13 protein-coding genes are annotated in these 25,249 nt (G+C 70.7%); 2 read left to right on the top strand and 11 right to left on the bottom strand.

The genetic code is table 11. From position 1 onward, the window contains the following. The 3 genes from ACFV9T_RS40285 to ACFV9T_RS40295 all read right to left on the bottom strand — a co-directional run. Window positions 1–1,841 (bottom strand): condensation domain-containing protein (locus tag ACFV9T_RS40285; protein ID WP_385448181.1); only part of this gene is annotated, 1,841 nt, incomplete at its 3' end. Window positions 1,842–2,220: 379 nt separating this feature from the next. Then, entirely contained in the window at window positions 2,221–5,502 is a 3,282-nt protein-coding gene (locus ACFV9T_RS40290; protein WP_385448184.1) for an amino acid adenylation domain-containing protein, read from the bottom strand. Window positions 5,503–5,561: 59 nt separating this feature from the next. Beyond that, entirely contained in the window at window positions 5,562–5,786 is a 225-nt protein-coding gene (locus ACFV9T_RS40295) for an MbtH family protein (protein WP_385448187.1), read from the bottom strand. 266 nt (window positions 5,787–6,052) lie between these two features. On the opposite strand from ACFV9T_RS40295, the gene ACFV9T_RS40300 reads away from it, so the two are divergent. Continuing rightward, entirely contained in the window at window positions 6,053–6,565 is a 513-nt protein-coding gene (locus tag ACFV9T_RS40300) for a flavin reductase family protein (protein ID WP_385448190.1), read from the top strand. 18 nt (window positions 6,566–6,583) lie between these two features. Here the strand turns inward: ACFV9T_RS40300 and ACFV9T_RS40305 are convergent, their stop codons facing one another. The 3 genes from ACFV9T_RS40305 to ACFV9T_RS40315 form a co-directional block, all read right to left on the bottom strand. After that, window positions 6,584–7,528: an ArsR/SmtB family transcription factor gene (locus tag ACFV9T_RS40305; protein WP_385448192.1), complete on the bottom strand. Its 945-nt coding sequence runs from the start codon at window positions 7,526–7,528 to the stop codon at window positions 6,584–6,586. Between the two features lie 378 nt (window positions 7,529–7,906). Further along, window positions 7,907–8,713 (bottom strand): ABC transporter permease, encoded by an 807-nt coding sequence (locus tag ACFV9T_RS40310; RefSeq protein WP_385448194.1) that lies wholly within the window; start codon window positions 8,711–8,713, stop codon window positions 7,907–7,909. Beyond that, window positions 8,710–9,678 (bottom strand): ABC transporter ATP-binding protein, encoded by a 969-nt coding sequence (locus ACFV9T_RS40315; RefSeq protein WP_385448197.1) that lies wholly within the window; start codon window positions 9,676–9,678, stop codon window positions 8,710–8,712. The genes ACFV9T_RS40310 and ACFV9T_RS40315 overlap by 4 nt, the downstream gene beginning before the upstream one ends. A gap of 203 nt (window positions 9,679–9,881) precedes the next feature. Here ACFV9T_RS40315 and ACFV9T_RS40320 point away from each other — a divergent pair, with 203 nt between their 5' ends. After that, window positions 9,882–10,565 (top strand): response regulator, encoded by a 684-nt coding sequence (locus ACFV9T_RS40320; protein ID WP_385448199.1) that lies wholly within the window; start codon window positions 9,882–9,884, stop codon window positions 10,563–10,565. A gap of 35 nt (window positions 10,566–10,600) precedes the next feature. Here the strand turns inward: ACFV9T_RS40320 and ACFV9T_RS40325 are convergent, their stop codons facing one another. From ACFV9T_RS40325 to ACFV9T_RS40345, 5 genes are all read right to left on the bottom strand, one after another. After that, window positions 10,601–12,517, bottom strand: a complete 1,917-nt coding sequence (locus ACFV9T_RS40325) for an ABC transporter ATP-binding protein (protein WP_385448202.1) — start codon at window positions 12,515–12,517, stop codon at window positions 10,601–10,603. A gap of 10 nt (window positions 12,518–12,527) precedes the next feature. Beyond that, complete coding sequence (locus ACFV9T_RS40330; RefSeq protein WP_385448205.1) at window positions 12,528–13,715, bottom strand: pyridoxal phosphate-dependent aminotransferase; 1,188 nt, start codon at window positions 13,713–13,715, stop codon at window positions 12,528–12,530. Next, on the bottom strand, window positions 13,712–14,671 hold the full coding sequence (locus tag ACFV9T_RS40335) for a TauD/TfdA family dioxygenase (protein WP_385448208.1): 960 nt from the start codon (window positions 14,669–14,671) through the stop codon (window positions 13,712–13,714). The genes ACFV9T_RS40330 and ACFV9T_RS40335 overlap by 4 nt, the downstream gene beginning before the upstream one ends. A 55-nt stretch (window positions 14,672–14,726) precedes the next feature. Continuing rightward, window positions 14,727–15,980, bottom strand: coding sequence for a cytochrome P450 (locus tag ACFV9T_RS40340; RefSeq protein ID WP_385448211.1), 1,254 nt, complete (start codon window positions 15,978–15,980; stop codon window positions 14,727–14,729). Between the two features lie 131 nt (window positions 15,981–16,111). Beyond that, on the bottom strand, window positions 16,112–25,231 hold the full coding sequence (locus ACFV9T_RS40345; protein WP_385448213.1) for an amino acid adenylation domain-containing protein: 9,120 nt from the start codon (window positions 25,229–25,231) through the stop codon (window positions 16,112–16,114). Between the last annotated feature and the right edge of the window lie 18 nt (window positions 25,232–25,249).

The raw sequence follows: 25,249 nt of genomic DNA on the forward strand, positions 1-25,249 counted from the left end.
GTCGAACCCGACGTATAAATCACATACGCAGCCGACGACAACCCAGGCACCACACCAAGCGAGGACGAGGGGAATTCCGCCAGCTCCGCCACCACACCCGGATCATCCAGCAACACCACCGGAACACCCGGCGTCTTCACACCCTCCAACGCACCGGACACCGACAGCACCAACACCGGTGCCGAGTCCTCCACCATGAACCGCACACGCTCCACCGGATACGACGGATCCACCGGCACATACCCCCCGCCCGCCTTCAACACCGCCAGGAGCGCGACGACCACATCCACCGACCGCGGCAAAGCCACCACAACCCGCGACTCCACCCCCACCCCACGCGACACCAACAACCGCGCGAGACGGTTCACCCGCGCGTCCAACTCCCCATAGGACAGCGACACCTCACCACACGCCACCGCCCACGCACCGGGAACAGCCGCCACCTGCTCCTCGAACAACACCGGCAGCGAAACCCCCGGCACCTCCACCGCCGTATCGTTCCACTCCTCCAGCACACGCCGACGCTCATCCTCCACGAGCACGTCAAGACGCCCCAGCAGGAGGTCGGGGGTGAAGGCGATGGCTCGCAGCACGCGCTGGAGCGTGCCGGAGATGGCCTCGACGCGTGCGGCGTCGAAGAGGTCGGGGCGATGTACCAGACGGCCGCCGACCCGCTCCCCCACACCGGTGACCAGGGTGAGCGGGTAGTGGGTGGCGTTGCGCGACTCCACGTCGCGCACGCGCAGCGCGCCGGCGTCCGCGTCGTCCGCGTGACGCGGGAAGTTCTCGAAGACCATGGCCGCGTCGAACAGCTCGTCGACGTGCGCGACCCGCTGGATCTCCTTCAGGCCGAGGTACTGGTGGTCCATCAGCGCGACCTGTTCGCGCTGCACCCGGACGAGCAGGTCGGCCAGGGTCTCGTCCGGCTTCAGGCGTACCCGCATGGGGACGGTGTTGATGAACAGCCCCACCATGTTCTCGATGCCTTCCAGCTCCGGCGGGCGGCCGGACACGGTCACGCCGAAGAGGACGTCGTCGCGCCCCGTGAGGTGGGAGAGGACGAGCGCCCAGGCGCACTGGAGCACGGTGTTCAGGGAAACGCCCCGGGCCCGGGCCAGCTCGGTGAGGGCGCCACTGGCCTCGTCGTCCAGGGCGAAGTCCAGGCGCTCGGGCACCACGGGGGTCCGGTCGGCGCCCGGGGAGAGCAGGCAGGGCTCGGTGATTCCGGCGAGTGCCTCCTGCCATGCCGTACGGGAGGCTTCCTCGTCCCGGCTGCGCAGCCACGCGGGGTGTTCGCGGTGGGAGCGGACGGGGGGCAGCGCGTGCGGGTCGCCGCCGTTGCGGTAGAGGACGACGAGTTCGCGCAGCAGCACAGCCATCGACCAGCCGTCCACGACGACATGGTGAGCGGTCAGGACGAAGCGGTAGCGGTCCTCGCCGAGGTCGAGCAGCGTGAATCTGACGAGCGGGGCGTCACCGAGGCGGAAGCGCGTCGCCCGGTCGGTGGTCGCCTCGGCCGTCACGGCCTCGGCGAGGTCGGCGTCCGACAGGTGGCTGAGGTCGGCCTCGCGCCAGGGCAGACGTACTTCCCGGCGCACGATCCGCACCCACTCGCCCGATCGTCGCTGGCGGAGGGCGGACCGCAGGCTGGAGTGGCGGCGCAGCAGCTCCCGGGCCGCTGTGCGCAGGGCGGCCCGGTCCAGCTCGCCGTCGAGGTGGAACACGATCTGGGCCACGTAGACGTCCGGCGCGCTGTCGTCGTAGACGTGGTGGAAGATCATTCCTTCCTGCAGCGGGGTGACCGGCAGGATGTCCTCGATCGACTGCGAGCGCGCGTTCACCACGGGTTCCCTTCACTCCTCAACGCAGAGCGTCAGATGAGAGGAAGCGGAAAGGAGATACCCGAATTGCGCTGACCGCTCATCCATCGAGGCGGCCGTCGAACTCGGTGACAGTCTTTTTTCCAGTTCCTCTAGGATGTTTTCCGACCATGGGGCCGAGCCGAAGCTAGTTGATGCCGGAAGAGAGCGTCAAGCATTTTCGAAATGACCGAAGAAGGCCCTGACCAGCACTGTTACCGACATCGGCGGATCATGAATTCGAGCCTTTACCACCAGCGTGTTTTCGTCAGGCGTTAAATGCGGCGGCGTCGGCCGCGGAGCCTTGTGAAAGGGCCGGGCCCGCCCGGAAGAAGCCGGGCGGGCCCTTGGTTCTCAGCCGTCAGACCGTGGGCCGGCCGGCGGCCGCACGCACCCTGGCGACGAGGGAAGCGCTCTCCGCGGCCCGGGTGCTGATGAAGTAGTGCCCGCCCGCGGCGAGTTCGTGCGGCACGAGCCGGTCGGCCACGCCCGCCCAGCTCCGGTGGCGCTCCGTGTCGCCCTTGGTGCTGGGGTCGTCGGCGGTGAGCACCACATGGACCGGGACGTCGACGCGGTGCGCCGCCGGGTCCGCGTGGAGGTCCATCAGGTAGGCGTTGGTCGAGCGCACGTCGTGCTGGTACGCGGAGCCAACGAGCGTGGCCCGCTCGGGCTTGAGCCGGTCCAGTTCCACGTAGGAGCTGTCCGCCATGAGCCGTTCGGTGATCTGCCGCGGAGTCATGGCGCTGACCTCGTCGACCTCGGCTTCGAGATCGCTGACCGGGTCGAGGAGCAGTGCGCCGATGAAGACCTCGGTCAGCTGCGCGCCGCTTCCTCGCAGCAGCCGTGCGGTGGCCAGCGCGTGGGCGCCTCCGGCGCAGTGTCCCCAGAGCATCACGGGCCCGGTGACGTGCCGCAGCAGCTCGTCGTGGACTCGACGCGCGATGTCCGGGACGTCCTGCGGCTCTTCGGGGGAGCCCGTGAAGTCGTGGGCGGGGAGTTCCACCCCGAGTACCGCGATTCCGTGTTCCGCCAGGTGTTCCGCGAACAGCCGGAAGTTGACCGCGTTGCCGCCCGCGTAGGGGAAGCAGACCAGGGTGGCCAGCGGGTCGGGCACGTGGTCCACCAGCGGCTGCAGCAGCCCGTACTCGGCGCTCTGCCCCTCGCGGCCGGCGTCTATCTGCGCGGCCAGGTCGACCAGCACGGGTGAGCCGATGAGCTGCTTGAGGGAGATCGCGCGGTTCAGTTTGACGACGAGTCGCACGGCGGTGAGCGAGGTGCCGCCGAGCTGGAAGAAGTGGTCGTCGCGGCCGATGCGCTCGAGAGGGACGCCGAGCGCTTCGGCCCATTCCGTGGCGAGCCACCGTTCGGTGTCCGTCGCGGGGGCGGTGTGTGAGCCCAGCGCGTGGCCCAGGGTCTCGGCCAGCTCGCCGAGCATCCGCTTGTTCACCTTGCCGTTCTCGTTGAGCGGCAGGGTGTCCAGGTGGTGGAAGTGGCCGGGGACCATGTAGTCGGGCAGCAGTGCGGACAGGTGGTCCCGCAGCTCGTTCTCCCGCACCTGTCCGGTGGCCACGAAGAACGCCGCGAGGCTCTTGTCGGCGTCGGCTCCGGCGCCGGGGTCCACGACGACGGCGCAGTCGTGCACGCCGGGTGCGGTGCGCAGCTTGTTCTCGATTTCGCCGATCTCGATGCGGAACCCCCGGATCTTGACCTGCTGGTCACGTCGGCCGAGGTACTCGATGGTGCCCTCCGGGAGCCAGCGGCCGAAGTCGCCGGTACGGTACATGCGGTCGCCCGGTACGTAGGGGTCGGGGACGAAAGCCTCCGCGGTCCGCTCTTCGTCGTTGATGTAGCCGCGTCCGACGGACACCCCGGCGAACACGATCTCGCCGGGCGTGCCGAGGGGGGCGAGGCGGCCGCGGGCGTCGAGGACGTAGGTGCGGACGTTGCGCAGGGACCGGCCCACCGAGACGAAGTCGCGCACGGGTGGCGCGGTGAGCACCTCGTGCATCGTGTCGTCGCTGACCTCGGTCGCCCCGTACGCGTTGACCAGCTGGATGCCGGGCTGCACGGCGAACCAGCGGCGTACCGGGTCCAGTTTGAGCGCCTCACCCGTGACCGATATCGAGCGCAGCACACCGAGGTCCCGGGGGGTGCGTTCGAGCAGGCCCAGCAGGATCTCGAAGTACGAGGGGACGAGCTGTGCGACGGACACCTCGGTGCCGGCCAGTTCGTCGAGGAACCGCTCGGGGTCGAGCTGGGTGTCGGTGTCGACGATCCGTACGGCCGCTCCGACCAGCAGCGGGGCGATCAGCTGCCACAGGGAGATGTCGAAGCACTGCGAGGCGGTCTGCGCCACCACGTCGCCCTGGCCCAGCCCCACGGATTCGATCTTGGCGTAGAGGTGGTTGATCATCCCGGCGTGCTCGCACTGGGCGCCCTTGGGCGCTCCCGTCGACCCCGAGGTGAAGTAGACGTAGGCGGACTGCTCCGGACCGATCCCGGTCCCGGGGTTGCCCGGATCGTCTTCGCCTTCCAGCAGGTCCTCGGCGAAGAGGGTGGTCCTCGGGTTCTCCGGCTCGTCGTCCGTGGCCGCCACGAGGCCGCGCGCGGATCGTTCAGCGACGACGAAACGGCATGCGCTGCGCCGGAGTTGAGTGGCCACCCGCTGGGCGGGGAAGTCGGGGCGCACCGGCAGGTAGGTGCCGCCGGCCTTCAGGACGCCGAGCACGGTGGCCGCCCAGTCGCAGGTGCGCTCCATCACGACCGCCACCACGTCCTCCGGCCGCAGACCGCGCTGAAGGAGGGCGGCGGCGACGCGGTTGGCCGCGGCGTTGAGCGTCCGGTAGGTCCATCGGACGTCGTCGTGGGACAGCGCGAGGTCGTCCGGGTGAGCGCGGACCTGTTCCTCGAAGAGTCCGGGGAACATCAGGTCGGGCAGCGGCACCACGGGGCCCGCGAGTCCGCTCAGGTGGTGGTCGCGCTCCGGTGCCGACGGCAGTTCCAGTCGTCCGTGCTCCTCGTCGAGGGAGGCCGTCAGCCCGTCCAGCGCGGCGCGGAAGTAGCCGCCGAGCCGACGTGTGTACGCGGCGTCGATGACGCGCGTGCGGTGGTGGAGGTGGAGGGCTGGGCTCTCCCCGGTCCCGCAGACCACCTGGAGCGCGGTCCCGGCCGCGAGGGCGACCGGTTCGGCCGGGCCACGTCCGCCGCGGAGCGGCGAGAGATCGAGAACGACCTCGTAGGCCTGGGGCGAGGCGGTCGGCGGGCGGACCAGACTCAGCGCGCTGCTGGTCAACACCACGGTCACCAGGTCGCGCCAGCTGCCGTCGGGGATCTCGACGTGGAGCGGGCGCGGCGTACCCTGGCCTTCCTGCTCCGGCGCGCGGTAGCCGACGGCGACGGACCGCTCCGCCGTGATCTCGCCGAGCACCTTCACCAGCGGTGCCAGCAGCAGCGCCGCCAGGTCGACGGACTCGTCGACCGACAGCCGGCGCAGAGTCCGCAACACGGCGGCGGGCAGTGGCACGACCTGTTCGTCCACCGGGTCGCCGTGGATGTCGCTCGCGGCCCATCTGGGGACCCTGGTCGGCGCCACGGCGGGTTCGGCGAGGGCCGACCGCGACGGCGGACTTGGCTTTCCGGACACTTCAACCCCCGCTCCCCGGGCGACTGTCGCCACGGCTGATCCAGCTGACGAACCGGGTCTCACTGGCGCGATGCGCCTTCCATGGCCGCGATCAGGCTCTTCGGCCGCATGTCGGTCCAGTTGGCGTTGACGTAGTCCAGCGCCGCCTGGCGGTCGGTCTCCTCCAGGGCCACCGTCCAGCCGGACGGGACCTCGGCGAACGTGGGCCACAGGGAGTGCTGGCCCTCCTCGTTGACCAGGACGTGGTAGACGCCATCAGGGTCCTCAAAGGGATTCACGCTCACGGATCGGCTCCTTCGGTTCCGTCGACGCGCACCGGACAGCCCGGCACACAGGACCGGAGTATACGAATTCGGATCGAACGGAACACGATCCGGGAAGAATTCGGGAAGGGATTAAGGAATGACTTAATGACGACACCCCGGAAACGGCAACCGGGTGGGTTATTAATCGCTCGGTGAAAGCCGGTGACAGCCGACCCGCCGCTCGGGAAGGTATGGGGGCCGCGACCTTCGGGAGTGTCGTGCGATCTGCGGAGAGGTGACATGGCGTGGGTGCTTCCCAGCACACCATGGTGACGAGCGGTGAATTCCGCTCGCTGATGTCGAGCTTCCCGTCGGGGGTCGCCGTGCTCACCAGCGCGCGTCGGGACGGCACACCGGTCGGGCTCACCTGCTCGTCGCTGTGCAGCGTCTCGCTTGAACCGCCGGTCCTGCTGGCCTGTGTCAGGAGGGCGAGCCCGACGCTGGACACGATCCTGGCGTCCGGGGTGTTCGCGGTGAATCTGCTGCACGAGCACGCCGCCCCGACGTCGGAGCTGTTCAGCTCCGGCGCGCCCGACCGGTTCGACCGCGTCGCGTGGCAGGCGGCCGCGGAGACCGGTGTTCCGCACCTGGTCGACGAGGCCCATACGGTCGCCGACTGCGAGGTTCGCCGGAGCGAGACCGTGGGTGACCACATGGTCGTCTTCGGTGGGGTGCTGCGCGTGCGTTGCCTGACACCGGCACCGCCGAGGCCACTGGTCTACGGGCTGCGCCGCTATACGGGGTGGCCCCCCGAGTAGGACGGCCACCCCTCGCGCTCATGGGGCCAGTGTCAGTTCCAGGCCCTGGTCGCCCCGGTCCGTCAGCGGTTTCGGTACGGGACTGCCCACCGTCACCAGGGCCGAGCCGAGGGGGGTGAGCGAATGCAGCATCGTGTTGAAGCGGCGGCGGCTGGTGATCAGACCCGCGCCGCGCAGCACCGCGGCGTGCTGGCTCGCGGCGGCGGGCGAGATGCCGAGCCTGCGGCCCAGTTCGCTGGTGTTGCAGGTCTCGGTCAGGGCCTCGAGCACCCTGGCCCTGGTGCGGCCGACGAGGGCGGCGAGAGCCCGGTCGTCGGCCCCGGCCGAGTCCCACAGCGTGTTGGCCGCCGCGGAGTCGAGGATCGTCGGATAGACGAGGACGGGTGTGCGCTGCTCGTCGCGGGGCCCGGTGAAGATCCTCGGGCGGTCGATGAACAGGGACGGCACGATCGCCAGTCCCCTGCCGCGCAGCTGGATCTCCCCTCCGCGCCCTGACGCGATCGTCAGCGTCGGCGGCCGCCACCCCACCCAGGTGTGCAGGTTGCGGAGCATGCCCTCGATCCCGCCGCCGGCCATGACCCGGCAGCGATAGTCCCGGTCGATCTGCAGATACCCCCGGGCCTTGCCCCAGTACGGGGCCACGCCCAGCTGGAGCATCCGCCGCACCACCGGGTCCGGTGGGTGTTCGCCATCACCGGATGTCCCTTCCTGCTCCTGGGCCAGGAGGTCGAACAGCCAGGCACCGCCACCGGTGCCGTCCTGCGACGCGGGTGGACCGGCGGGACGCGGCACGCGCGGGGTGACCGGGACGGGCTGTACGCGGCGCATCCGCAGGTTGACGGCATCCCGCCAGCGGGTGAAAGGCGCGCCTCCGCCTCCGCGCCTGAAGAGGTCGACCGCGAAGACAGCTTCGGCGACGGGTCCCACGGTGGGCAGGACCTTGAGTTGCGCTAAATCTTCCACCGTGAAGTGCACACTCTGCATTGAGATCCCCCTGTATGAGCACAGAATCACTGATGGCCGCTGCACGCGCCCACATCCGCTAACCATGCGCTTTGGTCGTCAAACACACCCGAGTGGCGATGAACAGCCTAACTCCGGGCCCGCCAACTCCCGCACTATATACGCAGATTGACGGAGAAGTCTTCCGTCAATCATCTACATCATCACAGGCCAATACGTAGACACAAGGCCGCAGACGCCGTATACATCCGAATATAAAGGGAGTATGTCGGACGAACCGGAGCCCGGTCACACCTGCCGGGGGAGTCGCAGGTGTGACCGGGCACCGGGGTATCCGGGCCGTCGGCCGCCGTGAGGGGCCTCCGGCGCGTCAGCCGGTCAGGCGTCGCGCTTGCGCAGCACATACACCCCGGCGATGTGGGCGACGACGGCCCACGCCAGCGTGATCAGGAGCCCGACGGCATCGGGATAGGGACCGTCGCCGTTGCCGGTCATGAAGTAGCCACCGGCGGTCTGCGGCATGTAGTCGTTGATGGTCAGCAGCACCGAGCCGCCCAGGCCCACCAGCATGCTCGGCAGGGCGGAGATCACGAGGAAGAGCACCGACAGCGCTCCGGCCGCGGTCCGCAGCGCGAAGGACACCCCCACCGCGAACACCCCGATCAGCGCGCAGTAGACGCCGATGGCCAGCACCTGCGCCACCACCTTGGAGGCGTCGAACGTGGCGTGGCCGCGGAAGGGTCCCCACGCCACCGCGACGCCCACGGCGCCGTACAGCACGCCGCAGACGAATCCCACCACGGCGTTCAGCAGGGCCTTGGCCATCTGCACCCGGTGCCTGACGGGCACCCACAGCAGTGAGGTGCGCACGCTGCTGGTGGCGTACTCGCTGGTCACTGTGGTCATCGCCAGGACCAGGAAGACGAACTGGACCAGGATGACGGACGAGGCCGACGCGTTGCCGACCGGCTGGATCGGCTTGTCGTTGATCCGGGCGATCGAGCCGTAGTAGAAGGTGAAGATGCCCGTCACGATCAGGCCCACCAGCAGACAGGCGTAGGGCGTCCGGATGGACCACAGCTTGGTCCATTCGGAGGTGAACGCTCCGGCGAAGCCGCCCCCGGATGGACGGGTGGCCGTGCTCTTGTCGGGGTGTGTACTCACAGCGGTCGACACAGCACTCACGCTCCAGCCTTCTGCGCCACCGGGGAATCCGTGGTCTCGAACACGGTGGTATTGCCCGTTCCGTATTCCACGCTCTGCGCGGTCAGTTCCATGTAGGCCTGCTCCAGCGAGGCCGAGACGGTGCGCAGTTCGTGCAGTCGCACGCCGAGCCGGTGGGCGAGGTCGCCGACCTCCTCCGCGCTGCGTCCCTTGACGACGAGATCCTCGCCGGTCGGCGACTCCACCTGCACATCGCCGTACGACAACAGCTGATCGACCATCATGCGCAGGTCCTCCGCGCTGGGGACGCGTACCCGCACCGAGGCCAGTGAGCTGCTGGCCAGCAGGTCCGCCATCGGGGTGTCGGCCAGCAGCTTTCCCCTTCCGATGATGACCAGCTGGTCGGCGGTCAGCTGCATCTCGCTCATCAGGTGGCTGGAGAGGAAGACCGTCCGGCCCTCCGCCGCCAGGGACCGGACCAGCTCGCGCACCCAGCGCACGCCATCGGGGTCGAGACCGTTGACCGGCTCGTCGAAGATGAGCACCTTCGGATCGCCGAGCAGGGCACCCGCGACACCCAGCCGCTGATACATGCCGAGCGAGAACGCCCCGGCGCGCCGCCGGGCCACCTTGGTCAGACCGACGGTCTCGAGGACCTCGTCCACCCGGCTCAGGGGGATGCCGTTGCTGCGGGCCTGGGACACCAGGTGAGCGCGCGCCGAACGGGCCGGGTGCAGCGCCTTGGCGTCCAGCAGCGCCCCGACCTCCCGGATCGGGTGACGCAGCGAGGAGTACGGCTTTCCGTCGATCAGTGCCTCGCCCTCGGACGGGTGGTCCAGCCCGAGGATCATGCGCATCGTGGTCGACTTGCCGGCACCGTTGGGCCCGAGGAAGCCGGTCACCTGGCCTTCCTTGATGTCCAGGGTCAAGCCGTCCACGGCGACGATGTCGCCGTAGCGCTTGGTTAGCCCTCGCAGGGTGATCACAAGTTTTCCCTTCGGCTTTTCGAATTGCTTCAACCGTAGGGAGCGGCGCGTCCCGGCACATCGGTCGTTCGCCAGGACCGCCATGACTTTCGTCAGGGGTGGGGCATGCCCCCTGGTCGGGGCAGGGACAGGAGTCGGCCAATACCGTGGCCGGGGGCCCGTGGTCCGCTCCCCCACCGCCTGCCCGGCATTAGTCTTTCCCCGTGCAGCAGACTTCTGGAGACAAGCCCCCGGTGCGGATTCTCCTCGCCGACGACGAAGCGATGATCCGTTCGGGAGTCCGCGCCATCCTGGCGAGGGATCCGGGGATAGAGGTGGTCGCCGAGGCGGCCGACGGGCAGACCGCTGTCGAGCTGGCCCGCAGGCACCGCCCCGACGTGGCGCTCCTGGACATCCAGATGCCCAGGCTCGACGGCCTGGCCGCCGCCGAGCAGATATACCGCGACCGTCCCGAGGCGGCAGTGATCATGCTGACCACGTTCGGGGAGGACGAGTTCATCGCCCGCGCCCTGCAGGCGGGTGCCAACGGGTTCCTGCTGAAGGCGGACGACCCGCGGGAGCTGCTGAACGGTGTGCAGGCGGTCGCGGCCGGCGGCGCCTATCTCTCGCCGAACGTGGCCGCCCGGGTCATCTCCGGACTGCGTACGGGCCGGCTGGCGACCGATGCCCCGCGGCGCGACACCCTGGACCGCCTCACCGAGCGGGAGCACGACGTGCTGGCGCTGCTGGGGGCCGGGCTGTCCAATGCCGAGATCGGAGCGAAGCTCTACCTGGTCGAAGGCACGGTCAAGGCGCATGTGAGCGCCATCCTCAGCAAACTGGGGGTGCGCAACCGGGTGGAGGCGGCCATCGCCGCCTATGAGGCCGGGGTGGTCAGGCGCAAGTAGCCAAGTTCCGGCGCCGGTGGCCGCTCCGGGCCGCTTCAGACCTCCGCGTACGCCTCGGCCTGGAGCGCGTACATCTCCGCGTACCGGCCGCCGAGCGCCATCAGCTCCACGTGGGTGCCCTGCTCCTCGATCCGGCCCTGGTGCAGCACGATGATGCGGTCCGCACGGCGCACGTTCACCAGCCGGTGTGTCACCAGGATCGTGGTCCGTGAGCCGCCCTCGCTCCGCTCGCTGGCCCTTCGCAGCCCCTCGAACACGACGGCCTCCGCCTTGGCGTCGAGCGCGGCCGTGGGCTCGTCCGCGACGAGGACGGCGGCGTCGCGGTAGACACCGCGGGCGACGCCGACGCGCTGCCACTGCCCGCCGGACAGGTCGCGCCCTCCCACGAACTCCTTGGAGAGGATGGTGTCCTCACCGCCCGGCAGGGAAGCCATCACCTCGTCGACGCCGGAGGCCGACACCGCCTCGTCCCAGTGCCGGTCCGACGTGTCCGGGTCGTCGAGGCGGCCGATCCGGACGTTGGTGGCGGCGGTCATCGGCCAGCGCGCCGGCTCCTGGGATATCAGGGCGACCTGCTCGAAGACCGATTCCTCGGTCGCCGTGGCGAGATCCACGCCGTCCCACAGCACGGCGCCCGAGGTCGGCCGGTACAGCCCCGTGATGATTTTACCCAGCGTGGTCTTGCCCGATCCGTTCTCACCGACGAGCGCCACCACCTCACCGCGGCCGATGGACAGCTCGATGCCGCTGAGGGCGGGCGCGGGGCTGTCGGGGTAGCTGAACTCGACGCCGGAGAGCTGGATCCTGGCGGGGTTGTGGGGTGCGGCCGCCACGGACGGGGGCCGTCTGCGGGAAGCGGCGTCGTCGAGCAGGTCGCGGTAGAGCTGGAGGTAGTGCGACAGCTCGTAGATCCGGTTGACCGACCGCATGGTCACGGCGAGCCCGGTGTTCGCGTTGCGCATGGCCAGCACGGCGGTACCGGCGAGCGCCAGCGGCATGTGTCCCGCGTACAGCAGGTATCCGAGCAGGATGTACGCCAGCCCGGTGCTGCAGCCGGTCATCGTGCGCCCGATCAGCTGGACGAAGCCCTTCTTGGTCTCCAGTGCCACGGCCTCGCCGGTCAGCAGGTCGGCGACGCGCCGGTGCTCCTCCATCAGGGGACCCTGCAGGCGGTAGGCCCGTACCTCCGCGGCCACCTCGCGTTTCGCGATCAGGTCCTGGACTACCCCGATGCGCAGCTGCCGGGCGGAGTTCTCCAGGAAGCTGATGAAGTCCAGCTTGCCGACCTGCGTCGCGGTCCAGACCTCCGCGACCGCGGCGAGCAGCATGACGGGGAGCAGCCACAGGCTCAGCACCGCGGTGGCGAAGAGTGCCGCGAGCATCGACACCAGAGATCTCAGCACCTCCGCCAGCAGACGGATGCTCTGGTCGATGGAGGGCATCCCGCGCATCACGCCCTGGCGGACCAGCTCGCGGAAGCTGGGGTCGTCGAAGGCCTTCAGCTCGACGGCCACCACGGAGCTGTCCATCGCGTCCTGGGCCGCCGCCATGATGCGTGGGCGCAGCCGCCCCTGGAGGACCGTGGCCGCGCTCTCCAGCAGACCGCGCAGGGCGTAGGAGCCCACGACGGCGAGGACCGACGGCAGCGAATCCATCACCCGGTCGGGGGTGGGGCCCTCGGCCAGCAGCGCCGTCAGTACGTTCGCGGTGGCGATCAGGCCGAACGCGGCCGCGCCGCCCGCGAGGAGCTGGGCGAAGCCGACCACCAGGGTGAGGGAGCGCGAAGCGCGCCAGGCGAGGGACAAGATGACCGCGACCGCTGACGGCACGGCCCGCAAGGTCGACAGGACTCCCCTCTTGGCGATGGTCTGTCCGGGGATCGCCCAGGTCGGGGTCCGGAAGGTGTCGGTGCCGATCAGGGAGGTGCTGCGCCGCACCGGCTTCCCGTCCACGGGGGTCTCCTCAACTGCTCACGGGGAGCGGTGCGTCCGATAGATGTGCGGCGATGCGGTCGAGTGCGGGGGAGATCTCCGTACGGTCGCGGACCAGCGCGACCCTGACCCAGTTCTCCCCGGTGGCCGGGTCCGCGAAGAAGGACGCCCCGGGGGCGACGAGGACCTTGGCGTGGGTGACGAGTTCGCGGGCCAGCTCGGAGGAGGTCCGGCCGAGGCCGGCCGTTCCCGCGAGCAGGAACCATCCGCCCTCCGGTGTGTGGACGGTGAATCCGGCGCGGCGCAGCCCCTGGCAGACGAGGTCGCGCCGGTCCTGGAACGTGGCGCGTGCCGTGTCCACCTCTGCCTCGTCGAGCGGGCCGAGGGCGACAGCCCCCCGCTGCAGGGGGTGCGGGGTGCCGAGCGTGGTGCGCTCGTGGACTCTGCGCAGCCCGGCCGTGATCTCCGGGGGTGCCACGCAGTAGCCCAGGCGCCAGCCGCTCATCCTGCGGGTCTTGGAGAAGCTGCCCACGACGACGCCGCGGTCGCGCAGGGCGGGGAGGGAGCCCACGGGCGAGTGGTGGGTACGGCCGTCGTAGGTGAAGCGGTCGTACACCTCGTCCGTGATGAGGATCAGGTCATGACGCTCGCAGACGGCCGTGAGCGCCGCGAACTCGGCCCGGTCGAAGACCCGGCCGGTGGGGTTGTGGGGGTTGTTGAGCAGCACCGCCCTGGTCCGGGGTGTCACCGCGGCGTTCAGGGCGGCCTCGGTCAGCCGCCACCCGGGGGTGCTGAGGGGCACGAACCGCGGTACGGCGCCGGTGAGTTCGACGACGCCGGGGTGGTTCTCGAAATACGGCTGCGGTATCAGCACCTCGTCGCCGGGGTCGGTGGTGGCGAGGAGCGCCACCAGCAGCCCCTCGGTGGCCCCTGCGCTGATGGTCAGCTCGTGCTCGGCGTCCACGGCCACCCCGCGGGTGCGGCCGAGTCCGGACGCCACCGCCAGGCGCAGGTCGAGGAGGCCCGCCGGGTCGGCGTACTGGTGTGCCCCGGAGCGCAGCGCGGCGGCCGCGGCCTCGACGGCGGCGCCGGGCGGGTCGCCGAGCGGGATGCCGAGCGCGAGGTCGGTGGCGCCGCCTTCGCGGGCGGCGGGCAGCAGCGCCGCGAGTGCCAGGGGCGGAAGGCCGGCCGTCCTGCGGGACAGGTTCCGCGTGGTCACAGCTCGCAGTCCTCCCGGGCCACCGGGTCGCCCATGGCGACCAGCACCTCGCGGTCGCCCTCGTACGGTTCACGGCCGTGCGCGAGGCGGATGTTGTCGACCAGCATGATGTCGCCCGGCTGCCATCGCTCGGCCATCCTGACCTGTTCGTATGCCGCGTTGAGCTGCTCGATCTCGGGTCGGCCGACGGGTTCGCCGTCGCCGTAGTAGGTGCGGAAGGGCAGGTCCTCGCCGCATTCGCCGCGCAGGAACTCGCGTACGTGTTCCTCCAGGCTCCATTCGCTCCAGAACGCGACGTGGTTGAACCAGGAGACGTCCGCGGTGTCCGGGTGCCTGACCAGCGCGGAGCGGTGCTGGGTCGTGGTGAGCCGGTCGCCGTGCCACTCGGTGGAGAGGTGCTGCGCGGCCGCGTACCGCTCGACCTCGTCGCGGTCCTCGGTGCCGAACGCCTCCTGCCAGGTGAGTCCGAAGTGGCCCCAGTAGTTGCGCACCAGCTTCCAGCCCTGGGTGCGGAAGCGCGCCACCATGTCCTCCGGGAGCAGGTCGACGATGGCGCGCACATCGCCGAGGAAGGTTTCCCCGCCCGCCGAGGGGGCGGTCAGGCAGGCGAAGACCAGCAGGCCGGGATAGCTGAGGGCGTAGCTGTTCTCGTTGTGGAGCCGGATGCGGCGCCGGGCGGGCACGTCAGTGGCGGTGAACACGCCCCGCCCGTAGGCGCTGCGCGGGGTCGCCTTCTCCACGTAGTCGGCCGGTTTGCCGATGATCCGGTCGCGCAGCAGCGCGAATTCGTCGGCGGTGGTGAAGGGCAGGCCGCGGAGCATCACGGAGCCGTGCTCTGTGCGGAGTTCTCTCAGCTCGTCCAGGTTTTCGGTGAGCCAGTCGGCGGCCCCGTGGAGGGTGAGGCCCCGCGGGACCGGGCGGACGGGGATCCGGTGGGGTGCGAGATGGGTCGGCACGATGAGGTGGTTTCCTTCCGGAAGGGTGGGCGGCGCGCGGTGGGGCGGGGCCGGATCAGGCGCCGACGGGAAGGTGCAGCAGGCCGCGCAGTGCGGCGGTGGGCCGGCGTCCGGGGTCGCCCGTCAGCCGCAGGCCCGGTACGCGCTCGGCGAGCACCCGCAGCGCCACGTCGGCCTCCATGCGGGCGAGCGGGGCGCCCACGCAGTAGTGGGCACCGCTGAGGAAGGCCAGGTGGCTGCCCGCGTCGGGCCTGGTGAGGTCGAAGCGGTGGGGGTCGTCGAACACCTCGTGATCACGGTTGGCGGCGCCGAGGACCAGCATCAGGATCGTTCCGGACGGCAGCTTCTCGCCCCCGGCCTCGAAGTCCTCGCGGGCGGCGCGGATCGAGTACTGCACGGGTGGGTCGTACCGCAGTGACTCCTCCGCGGCGGCCGGGGCCAGTTCGGGGTCGGACACCAGCTTGTCCCACTGGGCCGGATGCTCCTTCAGCCTGAGGACGGCGTTGGAGACCAGGTTCGTGGTGGTCTCGAAGCCCGCGGTGAGCAGCAGCTGGCAGGTGCCCACGATCTCGCGCTCGGGCAATTCCTGGCCGCCCTGCGGCCGCAGCAGTTCGCTGACGAGGTCGTCGCCCGGCTCGGCGCGGCGCCTTCGGACGAGTGCCGCGAACAGCGCGTCCAGTTCCCGTACCGCGGTACGGAACTCGACTGCCTGCCGCGTGGAGCGGATGCCGTCGATGGCCTTGCCGGTCACGAACCCGTAGTGGGCGAACTGCTCGACGTCGATGTCGCTGAGTCCGAGCAGTTCGCTGATCACGGTGATGGGGAGCGGTGAGGCGTAGTCGTTGACCAGGTCGAACTCGCCCTTGGCCAGGGCGGCGTCCAGGAGCCGGTGGGCGACCTCCTCGGTGCGCCTGCGGTATTCGCCGATCTTGCGGGGGCGGAAGGCGGGAGCGACCAGGCGCCGCCACCGCATGTGGTCGGACACCTCTTCCTGGAGGAACGAGGAGTCGGCGGTCGGGCCCTGGTCCCCGGGGGGTGTCAGGCGCTGCGGCTCCTCGTTGCGCCGGGCGAAGGCGGGGTCGCGCAGCACTCTGGTGCACAGTTCGTGTGAGGTGATGGCGTACATCCCGGTACGGCTGCGGTAGACCGGGCCCCGCTCCCGCATCCGCTCGTAGAGCGGATAGGGGTCGGCCAGCCGCTCGTGCAGCATCAGTTGGCTGACGAGGTCACCTCTGCGCGCCTTGGTCCAGAGTCCGGCGCGCCGGTAGTGCAGTTTTGCGGTGCGGCGAAGCTCCGCGGCTGTTGGCATGAGGCCCTCCCGGGCGGTGGCGTCGCCGACTCTTCCAGTGCGACGGCATGCGGACAATCTCGTTCAGGCAGGGTGAAAAGTCCTGCGCCGGTCGGGGGCGCGGGCGGCTTGTCGGCGCCCGCGCCCCTGCCTCACCAGCCCGGTTCTTCGCCATCCAGGTCGAAGTCGAGTTCGAACTCGTCGATCTCGTCCTGGCTGAGGTGGGACACCGTCACATCGGAGGGGGTGAGCCCGCGGTCCCCCGGGGCATGGCGGACGATGGTCTCCAGTGCCCGGTTCCACAGCCCGGCCAGCGCCTCGATCCGCTCCCGCGGGATGGCTTCCGACGCCCACGTCCAGCTCGCCATCAGGGTGGGGACCCCCTCGTGGTCGGCGACCAGGGCGGAGAGGTCCACCAGGTGGGCGAGAGCGGCGGCGGGGTCCTGATCGTCGCCGGTCTCGAAGCCGGACAGCGGTGTGAACCAGCCGGGCGCGTCCTCGTCGCCGGCGGCTCCGGTGAACCGTCCGAGGTAGTTGAACGCCAGGTCCGGTGCGGGGGTGGCGGCCAGCCGGGCTCCCGCGTCCGGGTTGAGGTGGCGCAGCAGCCCGTACCCGGCCCGGCGCAGCGGCAGGCGGCGTGACTGTTCCTTGACGGCGCTCAGCAGACGGCCGGTCGCGGCGCCGTCCGACCAGGCCTCGGCCCGGTCGGGGGCGGCCAGGTCGAGGCGTACCGGGTGGGTCTGGGTGAACCATCCCACCGTCCGCGACAGGTCGGCCCCGGGCACCAGGTCTTCGTCCCGGCCGTGGCCCTCGATCTCGGCCACCACGGCGGATTCCCCGTCGGCCGCCCAGTCGGCGACGGCCCAGCCGAGGGCGGCGAGGAGGATGTCGCGCGTTTCGCACCGGTAGGCGGCGGGCGCCTCGGTGAGCAGTGCCGCCGTCGTGTCGGCGGGCAGCCGCGTCATCAGACGGCCGGCGGTCCGCGCCACGTCGGTCGCCGGGTCGAGGGCGCGGTCGGCGAGGGACACCCTGGGCCGGCGCAGGGTCTGCTCCCAGCGGGGTGCGTCGGCGACGAGCGCGGGCTCCCGGGCGAGTTCGGTGAGACGGGTGGCCCAGAAGCGCAAGGAGGTGCCCGTCCGGTGCAGCTGTGCGGGCTCGCCTGCCTTGAGCGAGGCGCATGCCTCGGCGAGGTCGGGCAGCAGGATGCGCCAGGAGACGGCGTCCACCGCGAGGTGGTGCACCACCATCAGGAGCATGCCGTCCTCGGTGGGGCCTCGGTCGAAGAACACCGCGCGCAGCACGGCGCCCCGCTGCGGGTCGATCCGGGACCGGACCGCTTCGCCCTCGCGGGCCAGCACGGTCCGCAGGGCGTCGTCGTCCAGCCCCGCGATGTCCACCCGGTGCAGGCACGCGGACGCGTCGACGCTCCCCGGTTCGCGTATGTGCTGCTCCCACCGGCCCGATCCGGTCGTCAGGGTCAGGCGCAGCGCGTCGTGCCGGTCGAGCAGCGCGGCGAGGGCGTCCCGTACGTGGGCGGCGCCCAGCCCGGCCGGGGTGCGGACCAGGGTGGACTGGCTGAACCGGGTGGCCGGTGCCCCGGTGTCCCGCAGCCATGCGGCGACGGGGGTGAGCGGTACGGCTCCCACCGCGCCGCCCTCGGGTTCCGGGCCCGCGCCGGTGGCGGAGGTGACCACCGAGGCGAGCCGTGCCGGTGTCGCGTGCTCGAACACCTGGCGGGGGGTGAGGACGAGACCGGCCCGGCGGGCCTTGCTCACCAGCTCGATGGCCAGGATGCTGTCCCCGCCCCGGTCGAAGAAGCCGTCGTCGACGCCCACTTCCGGCAGGTTCAACACCTCGGCGAAGAGCCGCACCAGGGCTTCCTCCCCCTCGCCGGACGCGGCGCGCGTCTCCCCGACGGCCCCGAAGTCGGGTGCGGGCAGGGCGTCCCGGTCGACCTTTCCGTTCGGGGTGACGGGGATCTCGGGAATGACCACGACCGCTGCCGGGACCAGGTGCCGGGGCAGGAGGCTTGCGGCGTGTTCACGTACCGCGGCCGGGTCGACGGTCTCCCCCGGCTCGGCGACGACATGGGCGACCAGCCGGGGCACTCCGTCGGAGGTGTGGAGTCCGGCGACGGCGGTGAGAACGCCCGGGGCGGCGGACACGGCGGCTGCCACCTCGCCCGTCTCGATGCGTACGCCGCGCAGCTTGACCTGGCCGTCGGCGCGCCCCAGGAAGACCAGTTGGCCGTCCCGGCGCCACCGGGCCAGGTCTCCGGTCCGGTAGGCGCGGGTCCCCGGGGCGCCGAACGGGAGGGCCACGAACCGCTCGGCGGTGAGGCCGGGGCTCCCGAGGTAGCCGCGGGCGAGGCCCGCGCCGCTCACGTAGATCTCGCCGGGCACACCGACCGGTACGGGGCGCAGCGCGGAGTCGAGGAGGTGGACCGTGGTGTTCTGGACGGGGCGCCCGATCGGCACGTCGCCGTCGGTGGTGACCGGGTCGGAGGTCGAGGTCACCACCGTGGACTCGGTGGGTCCGTAGGCGTTGACCATCCGGCGTCCGGGCGCCCAGCGGGCCACCAGTTCGGGCCCGCAGGCCTCGCCGCCGACGATGAGTGTGGTCATCGAGGACAGGGCCCCTTCGGGAACGGTCGCCAGGGCGGCGGGGGGCACCAGGGCGTGCGTCACGGCGTGCTCGGCGACGGTCTCCGCGAGCACCTCACCGGCGAGCGGACCGGGCCGTGGTACGACCAGGGCGGCACCGGCGGCGAAGGCGGACGTCACCTCCAGGACCATCGCGTCGAACCCCGGCGCGGACAGCTGCAGGAACCTGCTGTCGGGGCCGACCGCGAACCGGCGGGCCTCCTCGGCGGCCAGGGAGGCGAGTCCGGTGTGGGGGACGACCACGCCCTTGGGCGTTCCCGTCGAGCCCGATGTGTAGATGAGGTAGGCGGCGTTGTGGTGGCGCAGCGGGCGTACCCGGTCGGCGTCGGTCGGCGCGTGCCGCGGCCGGGAGGCGAGGTCGCCGTCGCCGGTGAGGAGGCAGGGGACGTTCCCGGTGCGTGCGGCGCCCTCCCGGTCGGTCAGCGCCAGGACGGCCCGGCTTCCGCCGAGGATCACACCGACGCGGGCGTCGGGGTGGGCCGGGTCGATCGGGGTGTAGGCGGCACCGGCTTTGACCACGGCGAGCAGGGACACGATCAGCTCGGCGGACCTGGGCAGCAGCAGGGCGACGACGTCCTCGGTACCGATCCCGGTGGCGATCAGCTCGTGGGCGAGCGCGTTGGCGCGGGCGTCGAGTTCGGCGTAGCTGAGGCGGTGTCCTTCCGCGATGAGGGCGAGCGCGTCCGGGGTACGGCGGACCCGCTCCTCGAACATCTCGGGGAGCGTGGGGCTGCCCACGGCCGACGCGGTGTCGTTCCACTCCTCCAGCAGGGTGCGGCGCTCGGCGGCGGGCAGGATGTCGAGGGCTCGGACGGGCTGGTCGGGGGTTTGTGTCGCGGACTCCAGCAGCCGTACGAGGCGGGCGGCGTAGGACTCGGCGGTCTCCCGATCGAAGAGGTCGCGGCTGAACTGGAGGGATCCGGTGAATCCGCCCTCCTCCCGCTCTGCGAAGCCGAAGGCCAGGTCGAACTTGGCGGCCCCGGTGTCCACCGGGAAGGTGTGCGCGGTGAGTCCCGGCACGTCGGGCAGCGGGATCGTGGCGTGGGCGTCGGCGTTCTCCACCGTCAGCGAGACCTGGAAGAGGGGGTGGCGGGCGGCGGAACGTTCCGGGTTGACGATTTCCACGATCCGCTCGAACGGCACGTCCTGATGCGCGAAAGCCGCCAGATCAACCGACCGCACCCGACCCACCAACTCACGGAACGACGGATCACCCGACACATCCGTCCGCAACACCAACGTATTCACAAAGAAACCCACCAACCCCTCCAACGCCACATCCCCACGCCCCGCAACCGGCGCACCAATCGGAACATCATCACCACCCCCCAACCGCGACAACAACACACCCAACGCCGCCTGCAACACCATAAACACCGTCGCACCACACTCCCGCGCCACCCGCACCACACCCTCATGCACCCCACCCGACACCACAAACTCCACACGCCCACCAACCTGCGACCCCACCACCGGACGCACCCGATCCACCGGCAACGACAACTCCACCGGCAACCCCGCCAAACCACCACGCCAAAACTCCACCTGCCCCGCCAACACACTCCCCCCATCACCCTCAGACCCCAACAACTCCCGCTGCCACACCGCAAAATCCGCATACTGCACCGGCAACGGCTCCCACACCGGAACCCCACCACCACACCGCACCGAAAACGCCTCAGCAAAATCAGCCGCCAACGGCCCCACCGACCACCCATCACCCGCAATATGATGCATCACCACCAACACCACCCACTCACCCACACCCACCTCAAACAAGAACCCCCGCACCGGCAACTCAACCGACAAATCAAAACCCCGCCGAGCAGCCGCCGACAACTCCCCCGCCAAATCCCCCTCAGAAACCGAACACACCACCCACTCAGGAGACACCACACCCGCATCCAAAACCACCTGATACGGACCCTCACCATCCTCAGCAAACACCGTCCGCAACACCTCATGCCGCCCCACCACATCACCCAACGCACCAAACAACGCACCCCGATCCAACCGCCCCGACAACCGCAACGCCATCGGCACGTTATACACCCCACCCGAACCATCCAACCGATCCAAAAACCACAACCGACGCTGCGCGAAAGACAACGGCACCCGACCCGGCCGCACCACCCCCCGCAACCCCACACCCAACGAACCCACCCCACCCGACAAAGCCGCGACACCGGCGGGGGTGGGGTTCTCGAAGAAGTCCTTGAGCGACACCGGGGTGTCGAGCACGGCACGCACCCGGTTCAGCAGACGGATCGCGGCCAGTGAATGGCCGCCGTGGTCGAAGAACGACTCCTCGGGTCCGACGTCCGCGACGCCCAGGAATTCGGCGAACAGCCCGCACAGGATCTCCTCCCGTGGCGTGCGCGGCCCGCGCCCGGAGCCGGTGCCGGTGCCGGTGCCGGTGCCGTCAGCGGAGGGCTCTCCGGCCCCGGCGCGCTCCAGTTCGCCCGTACGCCTCCAGCGGCCGCGCTCGCCGGTCGGCCGCAGCCAGCGGCCCGGTCGGCCGAACGGGTCGGGCACCATGCCCTCGCCGGGGAGGTCGGTCGCCTCGTACACCTCCGCGTACACACCGGCCGGCACCGGGCGCAGTCGGCGGTCCAGGACGTAGACGTCACCGGCGCCCCACTCGTGGAGCACCTGTGCCCGCTCGGCCGCGTCCAGCAGGTCGATCTCCTGGACCCGCACATCCTGGTCGCCGACCACCGCCTCCAGCACCCGCAGCAGTCGGGCGACGAGGGATTCGGCCGTCTCCGGGTCGAACAGGTCGGCGCTGTAGTCGAGGGTCCCCGTCATACCGGCGGGGGCACCGTCGGCCAGGGATTCCCCGAATTCGAAGTCGAGGTCGAACTTGGCGGCACCGGTGTCCACGGAGAGGGGTTCGGTGGTGAGTCCGGGCAGCCGGGTCGTCACGTCGAGCGCGGCGATCTGGTCGGCGGTGTTGTAGGTGAGAGCGGTCTGGAAGAGGGGGTGGCGGGCGGCGGAACGTTCCGGGTTGACGATTTCCACGATCCGCTCGAACGGCACGTCCTGATGCGCGAAAGCCGCCAGATCAACCGACCGCACCCGACCCACCAACTCACGGAACGACGGATCACCCGACACATCCGTCCGCAACACCAACGTATTCACAAAGAAACCCACCAACCCCTCCAACGCCACATCCCCACGCCCCGCAACCGGCGCACCAATCGGAACATCATCACCACCCCCCAACCGCGACAACAACACACCCAACGCCGCCTGCAACACCATAAACACCGTCGCACCACACTCCCGCGCCACCCGCACCACACCCTCATGCACCCCACCCGACACCACAAACTCCACACGCCCACCAACCTGCGACCCCACCACCGGACGCACCCGATCCACCGGCAACGACAACTCCACCGGCAACCCCGCCAAACCACCACGCCAAAACTCCACCTGCCCCGCCAACACACTCCCCCCATCACCCTCAGACCCCAACAACTCCCGCTGCCACACCGCAAAATCCGCATACTGCACCGGCAACGGCTCCCACACCGGAACCCCACCACCACACCGCACCGAAAACGCCTCAGCAAAATCAGCCGCCAACGGCCCCACCGACCACCCATCACCCGCAATATGATGCATCACCACCAACACCACCCACTCACCCACACCCACCTCAAACAAGAACCCCCGCACCGGCAACTCAACCGACAAATCAAAACCCCGCCGAGCAGCCGCCGACAACTCCCCCGCCAAATCCCCCACAGAAACCGAACACACCACCCACTCAGGAGACACCACACCCGCATCCAAAACCACCTGATACGGACCCTCACCATCCTCAGCAAACACCGTCCGCAACACCTCATGCCGCCCCACCACATCACCCAACGCACCAAACAACGCACCCCGATCCAACCGCCCCGACAACCGCAACGCCATCGGCACGTTATACACCCCACCCGAACCATCCAACCGATCCAAAAACCACAACCGACGCTGCGCGAAAGACAACGGCACCCGACCCGGCCGCACCACCCCCCGCAACCCCACACCCAACGAACCCACCCCACCCGACAAAGCCGCGAGCCGGGAGACGGTCGGCGCCTGGAACACATCGCGCACCGACAGTTCCGCTCCGAGGACGTCGCGGACGCGGCTCACCAGCCGGGTGGCGGTCAGGGAGTGCCCGCCCAGCTCGAAGAAGCCGTCGTCGACACCGACCGTGTCCACGCCGAGCACATCGGCGAACAGCCCGCACAGGATCTCCTCCCGTGGCGTGCGCGGCCCGCGCCCGGAGCCGGTGCCGACCAGGCGCGGGACCTCCAGCCGGGCGCGGTCGAGCTTGCCGTTGCGGGTCAGCGGCAGATCGTCCACGAGCGTCACGGAGGACGGCAGCAGATGAGCCGGTACCCGCTCGGCCAGCGCGTCGAGCAGCCGCGCCGGGTCGAGCCCGGCGCCGTCCTCGGCCACGACCAGGGCGACCAGCCGCTGGTCGTCGGTGGTCACGGCGCAGCGGGCCACCCCGGGCTCCTCGCCGAGGTACGCCTCCACCTCGGCCGGTTCGATGCGGAACCCGCGGACCTTCACCTGGTCGTCCGCGCGGCCGACGAAGTCGAGTTCCCCGTCGGGCCGCCACCGCACCAGGTCGCCGGTGCGGTACATGCGCTCTCCTCCCGCGGCGGCGACGAACCGCTCGGCGGTACGGGACCGGTTCCCGAGATAGCCGCGGGCCAGGGCGGGGCCCGAGACGTACAGCTCACCGGTGACCCCGGCCGGCACCGGGCGCAGCGCGAAGTCCAGGACATGGACGACGGATCCGTCGATCGGGCGGCCGATCGGGGGTGCTCCCGCGTCGGCCGCCAGCGGATCGGACATGGTGGCGCAGACGGTGCACTCCGTCGGCCCGTAGGCGTTCACCAGACGGCGCCCCGGCGCCCAGCGGCGGACGACCTCGGCGGTGCAGGCGTCTCCGGCGACGGTGATCACGGTGTCCGCGGGTACGGCGTCGTCGGGCAGGACGGCGAGCACCGCGGGCGGCAGGGTGACGTGGGTGATCCGCTTCTCCGCGAGCAGGGTGATGAGCCCGGGCCCCGGCAGCAGCCGGTCGGCGGGGGCATGGACCGCCGTTCCCCCGGAGAGCAGCGCGAGCATCAGCTCGGAGACCGACGCGTCGAAGGTGGGCGAGGCGAACTGCAGTACCTTGCTGTCCTCCGTCACCGCGAACCGCTCGATCTGCCCCGCGGCCAGTCCGGGCAGTCCCGCGTGGGTGACGACCACGGCCTTGGGGCGGCCCGTCGAACCGGAGGTGTGCACGGCGTACGCGGGGTGGGCCGGGTGCAGCGGGGCGGTGCGCTCCTCGTCGCGGACGTCGTCCGCCGCCCGCGTGGCGAGGCGGTCGGCCGTGGCCGGGTCGTCGAGCAGGAGCCGGGGCACCCCGCACTCGGCGAAACCGGCGGCGGCGGAGGTGACGACGAGCACCGGTTCGGTGTCGGCGAGCACCAGCCCGACGCGCTCCGCGGGGTGGGCGAGGTCGAGCGGCACCAGCGCGGCTCCGGCCTTGGCGACCGCCAGCGTCACGACGGCCAGTTCCGGTGAGCGGGGCAGTGCCACGGCGACGAAGCGCTCGGGGCCCGCGCCCCGGGCGATCAGCAGGCGGGCCAGCCGGTTGGCGCGCTCGTTCAGGTCGGCCGCGGTCAGGGTCCGGTCCTCGAACTCCACGGCGGGGCGGTCCGGGGCGAGGGCCGCTCGCCGCTCGAACAGGTCGTGCCACAGGCCGTGCCGTGCGGCGGCCGTGCCGCGGTGGCCCACGCCGACGGCGAGCCCGGCCTCCGCGGCGGTGAGGACCCCGGCCCGGGCCACGGACCGGTGCGGTGCGCCGCTGATGGCACGCAGGATGCCGGTGAAGCGCTCGGCGACGGCGGCGAGCCCGCTGTCGTCGAACAGCCCGGGGGCGCAGTCGAGCCGCAACCTCAGGACGTCGTCCGGCAGCACGGCCAGGGCCAGCGGGAAGTGGGTGGAGTCGTAGCCGTCGGTGCCCAGCACGTCGAGGCCCGGGGTGACTTCGGTGACGTCGTCGCCCGCGGGGTAGTTCTCGACCACCAGCGCGGTGTCGAAGAGTTCGCCGTGTCCGGCGATCCGCTGGATCTCCGCCAGCCCGACGTACTCGTGCGCCAGCAGCGCGGAACGCTCCGCCTGCACCCGCACCACCAGATCCCCCAGCCCCTCCGCCGGATCCACCCGCACCCGCAACGGCACCGTATTGATGAACAACCCCACCATCGACTCGGCACCGTCCAACTCCGCCGGACGACCCGAAACCGTCACCCCGAACACCACATCACCACGGCCCACCAGAGCACCCAGCAACACCGCCCACGCCGCCTGCACCACCGCACCGACCGTCACCCCCCGCTCCCGCGCGAAAGCCGTCACCGCGGCGGACGTCTCCGGATCGACGGCGCTCTCCAGACGGCGTGGCGCCTCGGCCGGGCCGGGGGCCTGCCCGGCGAGCAGAGTCGGCCCCGGCAGTCCGTCGAGCGCGGTGCGCCAGGCGTCCGCGGCGGCCTGACGGTCCTGCCCGGCGAGCCACCGCAGATGGTCGCGGAACGGCCGCACCGCGGGCAGCAGGCCCGG

The organism is Streptomyces sp. NPDC059850, from assembly GCF_042731515.1.
Classification (GTDB): Bacteria; Actinomycetota; Actinomycetes; order Streptomycetales; family Streptomycetaceae; genus Streptomyces.